At 75.1% G+C, this 13,169-nt stretch carries 10 protein-coding genes; 9 read left to right on the top strand and 1 reads right to left on the bottom strand.

The genetic code is table 11. The features are described 5' to 3' along the window. Positions 1-24: 24 nt before the first annotated feature. The 7 genes from MWU57_RS10785 (at position 25) to MWU57_RS18410 (ending at position 9,498) form a co-directional block, all read left to right on the top strand. Entirely contained in the window at positions 25-1,401 is a 1,377-nt protein-coding gene (locus MWU57_RS10785; protein ID WP_246909172.1) for a sensor histidine kinase, read from the top strand. Next, positions 1,398-2,105 (top strand): response regulator transcription factor, encoded by a 708-nt coding sequence (locus tag MWU57_RS10780; protein ID WP_246909171.1) that lies wholly within the window; start codon positions 1,398-1,400, stop codon positions 2,103-2,105. Before MWU57_RS10785 ends, MWU57_RS10780 begins: the two co-directional genes overlap by 4 nt. A 125-nt stretch (positions 2,106-2,230) precedes the next feature. Continuing rightward, the gene (locus MWU57_RS10775) at positions 2,231-3,118 is read left to right on the top strand and encodes an ABC transporter ATP-binding protein (protein ID WP_246909170.1); all 888 of its coding nucleotides are present in this window, start codon (positions 2,231-2,233) and stop codon (positions 3,116-3,118) included. Further along, a complete protein-coding gene (locus MWU57_RS10770; protein ID WP_246909169.1) occupies positions 3,115-4,347 on the top strand; it encodes an ABC transporter permease in 1,233 nt (410 codons plus the stop codon). Before MWU57_RS10775 ends, MWU57_RS10770 begins: the two co-directional genes overlap by 4 nt. A 47-nt stretch (positions 4,348-4,394) precedes the next feature. Beyond that, positions 4,395-6,026 carry a PQQ-binding-like beta-propeller repeat protein gene (locus tag MWU57_RS18415; RefSeq protein WP_246909168.1) on the top strand — a complete coding sequence of 544 codons (1,632 nt, stop codon included), beginning with the start codon at positions 4,395-4,397 and terminating at the stop codon, positions 6,024-6,026. A 73-nt stretch (positions 6,027-6,099) separates the two neighbouring features. After that, positions 6,100-7,794, top strand: a complete 1,695-nt coding sequence (locus MWU57_RS10760) for a PQQ-binding-like beta-propeller repeat protein (protein ID WP_246909167.1) — start codon at positions 6,100-6,102, stop codon at positions 7,792-7,794. Positions 7,795-7,851: 57 nt separating this feature from the next. After that, entirely contained in the window at positions 7,852-9,498 is a 1,647-nt protein-coding gene (locus MWU57_RS18410; RefSeq protein WP_246909166.1) for a PQQ-binding-like beta-propeller repeat protein, read from the top strand. Positions 9,499-9,505: 7 nt separating this feature from the next. Here the strand turns inward: MWU57_RS18410 and MWU57_RS10750 are convergent, their stop codons facing one another. Further along, positions 9,506-10,126 (bottom strand): PadR family transcriptional regulator, encoded by a 621-nt coding sequence (locus tag MWU57_RS10750; protein ID WP_246909164.1) that lies wholly within the window; start codon positions 10,124-10,126, stop codon positions 9,506-9,508. Between the two features lie 110 nt (positions 10,127-10,236). Between MWU57_RS10750 and MWU57_RS10745 the strand changes: the two genes are divergently transcribed. Continuing rightward, a complete protein-coding gene (locus MWU57_RS10745) occupies positions 10,237-11,133 on the top strand; it encodes a DNA/RNA non-specific endonuclease (protein WP_246909162.1) in 897 nt (298 codons plus the stop codon). Between the two features lie 86 nt (positions 11,134-11,219). Next, positions 11,220-13,091 (top strand): sodium:proton antiporter, encoded by a 1,872-nt coding sequence (locus MWU57_RS10740; protein WP_246909160.1) that lies wholly within the window; start codon positions 11,220-11,222, stop codon positions 13,089-13,091. Positions 13,092-13,169 lie beyond the last annotated feature (78 nt).

The following is a 13,169-nucleotide window of genomic DNA, read 5'->3' as shown; positions in this document are numbered from 1 at the left end:
CCGCCGACTCCCTAGGCTGAGGGGATGCCGCGCCCCCACCCCGCCGAGGTGATCGCCGAGTGGTTCGGCGTCGACGCCGACTTCGAGCGAGTCCCTGCCGACCCGCCCACGGCCTACCGCCGCGACGTGTGGCTCGGCCTGGCGCTCACCGTCCTCGCCGTCGGCGGCATGGAGCTGACCCGCTCGGCGGGCTACCTCGCCCAGTCCGACGACAGCCCGGCCTGGCTGCTCTACGTGCTGGCGGGGGCGGGCGCCCTGCCGCTCGTGGTCCGGCGCCGGTACCCCCTGACGGTGCTCGCCGTCGTCTACGCGCACTTCCTGCTGGTCGGTCTGACCGTGCCGGTGGTCCCACTGAGCCAGGTGCTGCAGGTCGTGTACTTCATGACGCTCTACACGGCGGTGGCCTGGGCCCGTGACCGCCGCGCGATGATCATCGTGGTCGCTGCCTGCCTGGCCGCGATGTTCGGCTGGCTGTTCTGGCAGGTGGCGGTCAGCACGGGCATGCAGCAGTACGCCGAGAGGGAGGGCCTGCTCGACGACCCGCCGGGGTTCCTCTCGCCCCTCGACGCGATGATCGCCCAGACCTGGCTGACGAACATCGCCTACTTCCTCGGGGCCATCGCCCTCGGCCAGGTCACGTGGCACGCCGCCCGGCGGCGCGCCCAGCTCGCGGAGCAGGCCGCCACCATCGAGCGGCAGGCCGACGAGCTCGGCCGCCGCGCCGTCGTCACCGAGAGGCTGCGCATCGCGCGCGAGCTGCACGACGTCGTCGCGCACCACGTGTCGGTCATCGGCATCCAGGCCGCGGCCGCACGGCGTCTGCTGGCCAAGGACCCCGGCTCTGCGGCGGTGCCGTTGAGCACGATCGAAGCGGCCTCGCGCGACGCCGTCGAGCAGATGCGCGGGCTGGTCGGCACGCTGCGCGACATCGGGGACGACGGCGGCACGGCGGGCGGCGGGGACCGCTCGCCCGAGCCGGGGATCGCCGACATCGAGCGGCTGGCCGGCGCGGACGGCGGGCTCGAGGTGACCTACGCGCTGGTCGCCGAGCCGGCGGGTGCTGAGGCGGCGGTGTCCGGGCCGATGGGTCTCAGCCTGTTCCGCACGGCGCAGGAGGCGCTGGCCAACGTCCGCAAGCACTCCACGGCGCGTGCCGCGAGCGTCACCGTGCGGGTCGACCGGCGCCCGGCCGCCGATGACGCCCGGTTCCGCGGCGGGTACGCCGAGGTCGAGGTGATCGACGACGGCCGCGCCCGGCCCGGGTCGTCGGGCTCGGGCCTGGGGCTCGTGGGCATCCGCGAGCGGGTCGCGACGCACCACGGGGTGGCGGAGATCGGCCCCCGCGTCACGGGTGGGTACCGTGTGCGCGTCCGCCTGCCCCTGCCGCTGGAGGAGTCATGACCACCGTCCTGCTGGTGGACGACCAGGCGCTGGTCCGGTCGGGGTTCCGCCTCATCCTGTCGGTGGAGGACGACCTGGAGGTGGTCGGCGAGGCGGCCGACGGCGCCCAGGCCGTCGAGGCGGCCCGCAGGCTGCGGCCGGACGTCGTCCTCATGGACGTGCAGATGCCCGTCATGGACGGGATCGAGGCGACGCGGGAGATCGTGGCGCAGGACCTGTCCCGGGTGCTGGTCCTGACCACGTTCGACGACGACGCCTACGTGTTCGACGCCCTCGGCGCGGGTGCGTCCGGGTTCCTCCTGAAGAACTCCGACGCCGAGCACCTCGTCGAGGCGGTGCGCACCGTGGCCGAGGGGCAGGCGCTCCTGTCTCCCCAGGTGACGCGCCGCGTGGTGGACAGGATGGTGGGCCGGGGCTCGGCGGCGTCCGGCGACTCACCGGCCGGTGCGGTCGGACCCTCCCCGGCCGCCGACTCGCGCACGACCGGTGCACCGGCGTCGGCGCCCGGTGTGCAGCTCCTGACACCCCGCGAGCGCGAGGTGCTGGTGCACGTGGGACGCGGGCTGTCCAACGCGGAGATCGCGGCTGAGCTGTTCCTCGGCGAGGCCACCGTCAAGACGCACGTGTCCAGCGTGCTGTCGAAGCTGCACCTGCGCGACCGGGTCCAGGCGGTGGTCTACGTCCACCAGCACGGGGTGACGTAGCGGAACGTCCGGCATCACGCCCGGACGGCTGAACCAGCACGACGGCGGTCCGTCTCGCGGGGGAGACGGGCGATTCCGTCTGGCGACGGATCCGCGCCGGGGCCTGGTTCCGTAGCGTCGGTGCCATGACCACGCTCGAGGTCCACGACCTGACCAGAACCTTCGGAGACCGCCGCGCCGTCGACGCGGTCTCCTTCCAGGCGCCCGGAGGGATGCTCACCGGGTTCGTCGGCTCCAACGGCGCCGGCAAGACCACCACCATGCGCATGATGATGGGCGTCCTGTCCATCACCTCCGGGGAGGTGCGGTTCGGCGGGGCGCCCGTGACCCGCGCCGACCGCCGCACGTTCGGGTACATGCCCGAGGAGCGCGGCCTCTACCCGAAGCAGCCCGCCATCGACCAGCTCGTCTACCTGGCGAGGCTGCGCGGCATCCCGGCCGCGGCCGCCCGGACCGAGGCGATGGAGCACCTCGACCGGCTCGGGCTGGCCGAGCGGGCCAAGGACCACGTCGAGAAGCTCAGCCTGGGCAACCAGCAGCGCGTGCAGATCACGGCGGCGCTCATGGGCCGGCCGCGTGCCCTCATCCTCGACGAGCCGTTCTCCGGCCTGGACCCGGCGGCCGTCGACGGCATGGTCGACCTGCTGCGTGAGCACACCGCTCGCGGCGTCCCGGTGCTGTTCAGCTCGCACCAGCTCGACCTGGTCGAGCGCCTCTGCGAGCGCCTCGTCATCCTGCGCACGGGTGAGGTCGTCGCCGACGGCACGCCCACCGAGCTGCAGCAGGCGGGCACGGTGCGCCACCGGCTGGTCCTCGACTCCGACGCCGGGTGGGTGCGCGGGGTGCCCGGCGTGCACGCGGTGGACGTCGACGGTCCGACGGCGCTGGTCGAGCTCGTCGACGACGCCACCACGCAGCGCCTGCTCGCCACCGCCCTGGAGCGCGGCCAGGTCCGCGAGCTCAGCCCTGTCCGGCCTTCCCTGGCCCAGATCTACCGTGAGGTGACGGCATGACCACCCTGATGGAGAGCCCCTCGAACGCACCGGCCCAGGACCCGCCGGACGACGGCTCCCGGGGTGCCTGGCTGCTGGTGGCCCAGCGCGAGATCGTGACGCGGGTGATGAACAAGGCGTTCGTCATCGGTCTGGTGGTCTCCCTCGCCGTGATCGCCCTGCTCGCCGCGTTCTTCACGTGGCAGTCCACCCGGGTCGACACGTACACGGTCGCGGTGGCGGGTTCCGACGCCACGGCGGTCGGGTCGGTGACGGCCGCGGCCGAGCTGGCCGACGCGGAGGACGGTGGCACCGAGCTCCAGCTCCTCGAGGTGGCCGACGACGACGCGGCGCGCGCCGCGCTGTCCGCGGGCGACGCGGACGTGTGGCTGCACCCGGGCGGCGACGGCTGGGTGCTGGCGGGCGAGGGTCAGCCGGACAGCACCGTCTCCCGCCTGGTGGGTACCGCCGTCGAGCAGGAGGTGCTGGCGGCCAACGCCGAGGCCGCCGGGACCACCCCGGCGGAGCTGTCGGAGGGCGCCGCGCTCACCACCGAGGCGCTGGACCCGGACGCCATGGGCGAGGACACGCTGTTCTTCGCGAGCTTCGCCCTGTCGTTCCTCTTCTTCGCCGGCGCGATCGGTTCGGGGATGATGATCGCGAGCTCGGTGGTCGAGGAGAAGCAGTCGCGGCTGGTGGAGATCATCGCGACGGCGGTGCCGCTGCGCCAGCTCCTGGCCGGCAAGATCGTGGGCAGCTCCGTGATCGCGGCGGGGCAGAACCTGCTGTTCGCGGCCGTGGGGCTGGCCGCCGTGGCCGTCAGCCCGATCGCGATCGCGCTGCCCGCGCTGTCGACGTCGCTGATCTGGTTCGTCGTGTTCTTCACGGTGGGCTTCCTCGCGCTGGCCGCGCTCTACGCGGTGGCCGGGGCGCTGGCCAGCAGGTCCGAGGACCTGCAGTACACCTCCACGCCGATGACGATGCTGGTGATGGGCGTCTACTTCCTGACGTTCACGGCCTCGGGCTCCTTCCTCACGGTGCTGTCGTACGTCCCGGTCGCCAACGTGGTCGCGATGCCGGCGCGGGTGCTGTCGGGCGACACGTCGTGGTGGGAGCCGGTGGTCTCGCTGCTGATCCTGGCGGCGTTCGCGGTGCTGGCCCTGCTGGTCTCCGAGCGCGCGTTCCGCGGGGCGCTGATGCAGACCGGCGGTCGGATCTCCTGGAAGCAGGCGCTGCGCGCGGAGGCCTGACCTGCACATGGGGTTCGTGACCAGCCGCTGGTTGGTACGTTGCCCTGGTGGCCCGACGACGTGACCCCGGCATGGTCTCCTTCGACGTCTCGTCCGACAACGAGACCGAGGGGGCCGACGGCGGCGCGCCGGCCGGCCCGCACGGCCCGGCCGGCCCCGGGTCGGACGACGGCTGGTTCGTCCGCCGGGTCGGCCGACCCGTCGCCCGCCGCTGGAGCGCGGTCCCGCGGCGGGTCCGGCGGATCACCGTGACCGCCACCGCCGCGGTCCTGGTGCTCGGCACCGGCGCGGCCGTCGCCGTCGACCACCACCGCGACACCGAGCACGCCGAGCGTCTGGCGGCCGCACCCGGCGGCGTCGTGGATCTGTCGGCCCCGGTGGAGCCGACCTGGGAGGTGGCGAGCGACCAGGGTGTGCTGGCGGTGCTGCCCGACGGCGTGGTCGTCACCACCGCCGGGTCGGAGGTGCTGGCGGTCGAGGCCGCCAGCGGCGCCGAGGTGTGGCGCCACGACCTGGGCGTCCAGCCCGACTGCGGCCCGCGGCAGCGGACGCCCGCCGATCTGACCAGGCCGGTGGACCGTGTCGTCTGCCTCAGCGGGGCGCCGTCCCGGACGGTGACCGTCGTCGACGCGAGCGGTGAGGTGCTCGGTCAGCGGGACATCGGGCCCGCGGCGACGACCCAGGACGGGCAGATGGCGGGCGAGGGGGACGGCCCCGTGCGGGAGGCGGTGCCCGCCGCCGGCGGTGCGGTCGCCGTCCTCGAGCGGAGCGATCTGGTCCTGGACTCCGCGACGTCCCCCGCCGAGGCGTTCGCCGTGCTGGAGGAGCGCCGCGCGGAGGGCACCTGGCGGGACCCCGTCCTGCGGATCGAGGACGCGCGGACCGGGGAGGTCCGGGTCGAGGAGACGCTCGAGGTGGGGCGGGACGACCTGGAGGGCTGCGGCCTCGGCAGCTGGAGCGACGAGCCGGGAGGGCAGGTCTGGTTGACCGCGCATCTCGGTGTGGAGCCCGCGGGCACGGGGTTCTCGTTCTGCGGTCTCGGCGTGTGGATCGCCGCCGACGGCACGGTGCAGGACGCCTTCCCGCGGGGGACGGTCGACGGTGACCTGCTGGAGTACACCGAGGCGGGCACCCGGATCGTCTCTGGCGACGACGCGGACGACGACCTCGTCCTGCCGGGGTTCGTCCTCGAGCCGCACGCCACCGACGGGACGGACGGCCCGTTCGTCGCTCAGGACGGCGACGGTGCGCTGGCTGCCTTCACGAGGTCCGGCGAGCGCCTGTGGACGAAGGACATGACGGTGTGGGACGTGCTCGCCCGCGCCGGTGGGACCGCCGTCGTGTCCGGCGACGCCTCGGGTCTGACGGGCCTCGACCTGGCCACCGGGGAGGAGCTCTGGTCCCGGGACGACCTCGTCGAGGGCGCAGGGGGCTACGGCGTGCCGGGTACCGGCGGGGCGGTCACCGACGGCACGGTGGTCGCGGTCATGGTCCCGGGCGATCCCCGTCTGGTCGCGCTCGACCTCGCCGACGGCAGCACCCGCTGGAGCGCGGACGGCGAGGCCGCGACCGGCCTCGTCGCGGTCGACGGCCACCTGCTCGAGCACGACGCCGGCGGCATCCCGTCCGGCGGCAGATCGGCCGCGACGGTCAAGGGAGTCCTGCGGGGCCTGGGCTGACCGGCCGGGGCCGGCCAGGAGTTCGCCCGCCGTCGGGCGGGCCTCGCGCACGGCGGCGGGCTACGTTGCTCCCGTGGCCCGACGACGTGACCCCGGCATGGTCTCCTTCGACGTCTCCTCCGACGCCGACGCCGGTCTCGAGGGGGACGACGGCGGTGCGCCCGCGGTGGCGGAGGCGCGCCCCGGGTGGTGGTCGCGCGCCGGCGAACGGTGGCACCGCGCGGACCCTCGGCAGCGCCGGCTGTTCGCGGGCGTGGCGGGCGGGCTCGCGATCGTCCTGGTCGGCGGCACGGCCGTGGGAGCCGCCGTCGCCTCGCACACGCAGACGGAGCGGCTCCGGAACTCTCCCGGGGGAGTCGTCTCGCTCGAGGGTGAGCTCGCCGCGGTGTGGCGGGTCGAGGGTGGCGGCGTGCCGGTGGTGCTCCCGGACGGGCTCGTCGTGCTGGCGGAGGGCGACGACGCGGTCGCGCTCGACGCCGGCACCGGCGAGGAGCGCTGGCGTGCCGCGCTCGGGGCGGACCCGGTCTGCGGCCCGCAGCCGCGCCTGGAGAGCGGCGTCGAGTGGGCGATGCCGAGCGAGCTCGTCACGTGCCTGCACGGACCCACCGACGAGCGCGCCGTGACGGTCCTCGACGCGGCGGGAGACGTCGTCGGGCAGCGCGAGCTCCCGGGCGCGGAGTACGGCGGCGAGGACCGCGACGTCGCACCGGCCGCCGACGGCGGCCTGCTCGTGGTGGAGCACGACACCGACATGCCCGACCGCCTCGACCACGCGACCCAGGCCGGGGCGCGGGCGGCGATCCGGCGGGTCGATCCGGAGGAGGCGAGGGTGCACGTGGAGGACGCCGTGACCGGTGACGTCCGGTTCGAGGTGCCGACCGGCGCACCCTCCGGCCGCCTCCTGGACGAGTGCGCCTTCGTGTGGGACCGGTCCGACGGCAGCTTCCCGCGGAGCTTCGACCAGGCGACACCCTTCCGGATCGAGGTGTCCCCGCCGCGGAGCCTGGTGGCGTCACCGGCGCTGGTCGGCTACCAGTGGTGCGACGTCGGCGGGGCGACCACGACGACCGGGGCGGTGCTCGTCGAGAGCACGGGCGAGGACGCGGTGTTCCTCGGGGGTGTCGCAGCCGTCGAGGCGTACTCCGCCGACCGGTTCGTCGTCCCGTCCCAGGATCCGGCCAGCGGTGAGATCGGCTCGGACCTGGTCGGCGCCGACGGGTCCGTGCTCCTCGAGAGCCCGACGCGCCAGGTCGCGACGCCCGGGGCGTCGGTGGACGCCGACGAGTCCGTCGTCCTCGCGACCGACGGCTTCGGCCAGGCGCTGACCGGCCTGGACCCGGCGGGGGAGGAGCTCTGGCGCCTGGACCACGAGGCTGCCGGCGTGCTGGCGCGGGCCGGCGACGTGGCCGTGGTCGCGGGCAACGAGGACCTGGTCGGGGTGGACGTCACCGACGGCACCGAGCGGTGGCGCGTGGCGATGAGCGCTCCGGAGGGCCGGCCGTACGCCTGGCCGACGTCGGCCGTGACCGACGGCGACCGGGTGACGGTCGCGCTCACGGCGGTCACGGGTGACGACGACCAGGTGGGCGAGCTGCTCACTGTGGACCTCGCCACCGGGACCGCGAGCCGGGAGCGGCTCGGCGCCGGGACCGTGCCGTACCTCGCCGCCGTCGACGGCCACCTGCTGCTGCAGGAGCTGACCGTGCCCCCGGACTCGTGGGTGGAGGAGGCCGACCTCACCTCGGTGAGTGTGCTCGCTCCGCGCTAACGTCGAGGGGTGGGGCGGCGGCGTCGAGCCCCTGAGGGGGCCTACACGTTCGACCTCGTGCCCGACGACGGCGCGGAGGCCGCGGGCTCCCCTGCGGCCGGCCCGGCCGCACCGGCACCTTCCGACCCGCCTGCCGCCGTCGGCGCCGGACCCGCCGTGCCGTCGTCTCCCGGGCCGGGCGCCCTGTCCCGCGCCGGTCGGCGGTGGCGCGGCCTGTCCCGCGGCGTCCGGCTCGGTGCCGTCGTGGTGGCCGCGACCCTGGTGGCGACGGCGGTGGTGGTCGACGGCGTCCTCGACCGCGGGCGGTCGGCCGAGCTGCGGGCCGCCGCGGGCGGCGTCGTCGACCTGTCGGTGCCGCCGACCGAGGCCTGGCGGCTCGACGACGCGGAGGCCGGGGTGCAGATGCCGGGCGGGCTCGTGGCGGTCGCGGGCGGCGTGGCGGCCGTCCACCGCAGCGACGAGCTCCTCGGCATCGACATGCTGACGGGGCAGCGACGCTGGACCGTGGACCTCGTGGACCGGGCCGCGGCGTGCGGGCCGGGGCTGGCCTTCTGGGCCGAGACGGTCGAGCTGACCCCGACGGCCCAGGTGGTGTGCGTGGGCGAGGCGGTCTCGGGGGAGGTGATGGTGACCACCGTGGACCCGGACGGGACGGTGCTGGGACGTCGCGCGGTCGCGGAGGACCACGACGTCGTGGTGCCCGGACCGCAGGGCACGGTGCTCACGGCGACATGGGTGGGCGAGGCCCGCGCCGTCGACGTCCAGCTCCGCGGCAACCCGATGACGAACCTGACGGTCGTGGGCACGATCGACGACGGGTACGACCTCGAGGTGCGGGCGACGGACGCCGTCACGGGTGCGGAGCGGTGGTCGGAGGTGGTGCCCTTCGGCGAGGTGATCGACTCCACCCAGTGCGTGCGCTGGAACACCGGAGGCCGCACCGTCGAGCTCGACCGCCGTGGCGACGTCGACCACATGGTCAGCGGGCGCCTGGTCGGGTTCTCCGGCTGCGGCGTGCTGGCGTACTTCACCCCGGACGGGCAGCGGCTGGACCTGACCGGCCTGGAGGACGCCGAGGGGGAGGTGGTCCGGCGCGTGCGGCCGCTGGCGGACGGCGGGTACGCGGTCTCCGCCGGGCCGTGGGGTCAGGCGTCGTGGGAGTTCCAGGTGCTCGGCGCCGACGGCCGGCACCGGTTCGACCTCGAGGGCCGGCTGCTGGACCCGCTCGCCACGGACGGGCGTCCGGACGGGCAGCGGCTCGTCACCGGACGGGGTGAGACCCGCGCCGTCGGGCCTGAGGGTGCGACGACGTGGTCGGTGCGGCTGGCCGCCACGCGCTACCTCGCCCGGGCGGGGGGCACCGCCGTCGTGCTCGACGAGCGTGACCGGGTGGTGGGCCTCGACCTCGCCACCGGCGAGGTCCTGTGGTTGCGCGAAGACCTGTTCGAGGCGTACGCGGCGCTGAGCGACGGGCCGGACGGCCAGGTGCAGTCGGTGTTCACCGACGGGAGGGTGGTGGCCCTCGTGGTCCCGACCTACACCGACACCGGGGTGGTCTCGCGGTGGCGGGCGATCGACGCCATCACGGGGGAGGACCTGTGGTCCACCGACCTGCCCGAGGACGGCTGGGGCGTCGACGTCGCCGTGGACGGCCACCTGCTGCGCTGGTGGCCCCTGGGGCTCGCGGGGTTCACCACCTCGTAGGCGGGCGTCAATCGCCGGCGAGCAGCAGGTAGAGGTCGCGGCGCGCCCCGGCCAGGATCGCCGCGGCGGCCGTGGCCTGCTCCGGCGTGCCGGTGCGGGCGACCTGCTCGACGGCGCCGGCGAGCGAGCGCATCGCCCCGTGCAGCTCGCGGCCCGGTCCGCGCGGGCCGGTCGGCGCCCAGGGCGTGCCGAGCTCGTCCCGGTGCGCCTCGACGTGCTCGCGTCCGGCGTCAGTGAGGGACGCGAGACGACGACCTCCGTCGTCGGCGACCTCGACGAGGCCCTCGTCCTGGAGCTGAGCGATCGCCGGGTAGACGGCGCCCGGGCTCGGGCGCCAGCCGCCCTCGGAGCGGTCGGCGAGCTCGGTGATGATCTGGTAGCCGTGCTGGGGCGCCTCGGCGAGCAGGAGCAGGATCGCGGCGCGCATCTGGCCGCGGCCGCGCCGGCTGCCGCCGCGACGGCCGCCGGGGCCTCCCGCGCCGGGGCCGCGGCCGCCGCGCGGGCCGGTCTCCCAGCCGACGTCGAAGCCGCCGCGTCGTCCACGGCCGCCGCGCGGGTGGTCGCCGCGGCGGTGCGGGCCGCCGGGCAGGTCGAAGGGATCGGGGTGGGGGGTGCGAGGGGTACGCATGGTGGTTCTCCTGTCGAGCGCGGGGAGCCGGATGCTCACCCGACGTATCGAAGATACATCAACGATATATCGTTGACAATGGATCGGCCGGACGTGGTTGGCTCGCACCTGTGACCGGCTACGACGCCCAGTTCCTCGGCCCCGACGAGGCCGTCCGCGTACCCCTGCCCACCGCCGGGCGTCCGCTGCGGCAGCTCGACCACCCCCGCTTCAGCGTGCTCCTCGACCCGCAGCGCCGACTCGCCGCCGCCACGGCCTGCACCGTGGACGGGGCACGGCTCCGGCCACTGCCCAGGTCCGGGAGCTGGCGGCTCGACCCGCAGGCGCCGCCGCACGAACAGGCGGGCAACGAGCTCTACCGCCACAACCCGCTCGACCGCGGGCACCTCGTCCGGCGGCTCGACCCCATGTGGGGCACGATCGAGGAGGCCCGCGAGGCCGGCGAGGCCACGTTCGTCTACACCAACGCCGCGCCGCAGGTCGCCGAGCTCAACCAGTCGAAGGAGCTGTGGAACGGGCTCGAGGACCACGTGCTCGAGTACGCCGACGCCCACGACCACCGGGTCGTGGTCCACACCGGTTGCGTGTTCCTCGGCGCCGACCCCGTCTACCGGGGCGTCGCGATCCCGCGGCAGTTCTGGAAGGTCGTCGCCTGGGCAGCGGCGGGCGACGGGCCGGGGACGGGCAGCCCCGCACCCACCCTGCAGTCCGCCGCGTTCGTGCTCGACCAGACGCCGTTGCTCACCGACGCCGAGCTGAGCACCGCGACGGGACGGGCGCTCGCCGTCGGGCACGTGCCGCCCCTCGGCCCCTTCCGCACGTTCCAGGTGCCGGTCGCCGACGTCGAGCGGCTGACCGGCCTGGGCCTCGGCCCGCTGGTGGCCGCCGACGTCCGTGGCCCGGCGCCCGACCGTCCGCTCGAGCCGAGGACCGTCTCCCACCGGCCGCCGTCGGGCTGGACGGAGCTCACCCGCCCCGCCGACGTCGTCCCGGCCCCGCCGAGGTAGTGCGAACTCCGCCGAGGTAGTGCGAACCTCGCCGAGGTAGTGGCGCCCCGCTGCCGAGCGGGACGAACCCGCCTACCTTGAACGCCATGGACGTCATGCTGGTCGCGGTCGCCTCGGTGGTGATCATCATCGCCGTCACGGCGCTCGCCCCGCGGGCGGGGGTGGCGGCCCCGCTGATCCTCGTCCTGATCGGGACGGGCATCAGCCTCCTGCCGACGACGCCGGCCATCGAGATCGATCCCGAGCTGATCCTGGCCGGCGTCCTGCCCGCGCTGCTGTACGCGGCGGCGGCGTCCTTCCCCGCCATGGAGTTCCGCCGCGAGCTCACGGCGATCGGCGGCATGTCGGTGCTGCTCGTCGTGGTGTCCGCGGTGGTGCTCGGTGCGGTCTTCGCGGCCGTCGTCCCCGGGATCGGGCTCGCCGCCGGCATCGCGCTGGGCGCCATCGTCAGCCCCACGGACGCCGTCGCCACCTCCATCATCAAGAAGCTCGGGGCGCCACGCCGCGTCGTGGTGATGCTCGACGGCGAAGGGTTGCTCAACGACGCCACGTCCCTCGTCCTCCTGCGCTCCGCCATCGCGGCGACCGCGGCGACGGTGTCCGTCTGGAGCGTGGTGGGGGACTTCCTGCAGGCGGTGGCGATCGCCGTGGTGTGCGGCGTCGTCGTCGGCCGGCTGGGTCTGTGGGTACGGGCCCGGGTGCGCAACGCGGCGCTGTCCACCGCGGCCTCGTTCGTCGTGCCCTTCGCCGCCTACGCGCCCGCCGAGGCCCTGGGTGCCTCGGGCATCGTCGCCGCGGTGGCCGCCGGGCTGGTGACGGGCACCCTCGCCGCGCGGCACCTGCGGCCCCAGGACCGGCTGTCCGAGGAGTCGAACTGGCGCACGGTCGAGGTGCTGCTCGAGGGCGGGCTGTTCCTGGTCATGGGGCTGCAGATCTTCGGGCTGGTCGAGGACGTCCGGGCGGAGCACGGCTCGTTGGCGCTCGCGCTCGGCGTCGCGACCATCGGCGCGGTCGGCATCGTGCTGGTGCGTGCCGCGTTCGTGCTGCCGCTGCTGGCGCTGCTGGAACGGCGTCGTCGGCGCGCCGAGCAGGTGCGGGAGGTCGTCCACGGGATGCAGGCCCGGCTGGAGGCCGGGCGGGCATCGTCCGAGGAGCCGGGCCGCGGCCTGACCGCGGCGGCCGTCGCGGAGGCGTACGCCGCCAGCCTGCCCGCCGGGATGGACCCACGACGACGGCGCCGCGCGGTGCAGCGCATGACCCGACGCGTGGAGGCCGAGCAGCGACGCCGGGCCGCGCCCCGCACCGAGCGTCGCGAGGCCGGCATGGCCACCCGCATGGCTCAGTTCCAGCGGCGGATGCTCCGCAAGCTGGCCGACGTCGACTACCTCATGGCCGCACCGCTCGGGCCGCGGGAGGGCGTGGTGCTGGTCTGGGCAGGGATGCGCGGTGTCGTCACCCTGGCGGCGGCGCAGACGTTGCCGGCGGACTTCCCGCAGCGGTCGCTGCTGGTGCTGGTGGCCTTCGGCGTGGCCGCCGGGACCCTGCTGGTGCAGGGTGGCACGCTGCCGTGGGTCGTGCGACGCCTCGGTCTCGCGGGCAGCGCGTCACCCCGGCACGCCGAGGGCATGGAGGGGCTGCGCGCCGTCCACGACGCCGCGTCGCGCGCCATGCTCGACGACCCCGGCCTGCGGCGACCCGACGGCGGCACCTACGCCCCGGTGGTCGTGGCCCGGGTGCGCGACCTCGTGCTGCGCGACCAGGAGGACCAGGTCGAGGAGGAGCAGACGCCGGAGGAGCTGGCGACCCAGTTCTTCGAGCTGCGGCTCGCGACCATCGGTGCCCAGCGCGCGGCGCTCCTCGAGGCACGGTCCGTCGGCAGGTACGACTCCGTGCTCCTGAACCGCGCGCTGGAGCTGCTCGACGCGGAGCAGATCGCCGTGGAGATGCGCGCCGAGTAGCCCCGCCGCCGAACGTGTCGGTGCCGAACGTCTCGGTGCCGAACGTCTCGGTGCCGAACGTGTCGATCCGGACCGCTT

The sequence above is a fragment of the Isoptericola sp. S6320L genome, assembly GCF_023015685.1.
Taxonomy (GTDB): domain Bacteria; phylum Actinomycetota; class Actinomycetes; order Actinomycetales; family Cellulomonadaceae; genus Isoptericola; species Isoptericola halotolerans_A.
The sequence above is the reverse complement of the archived record's forward strand: the minus strand, read 5'-3'. Positions and strand labels throughout refer to the sequence as shown.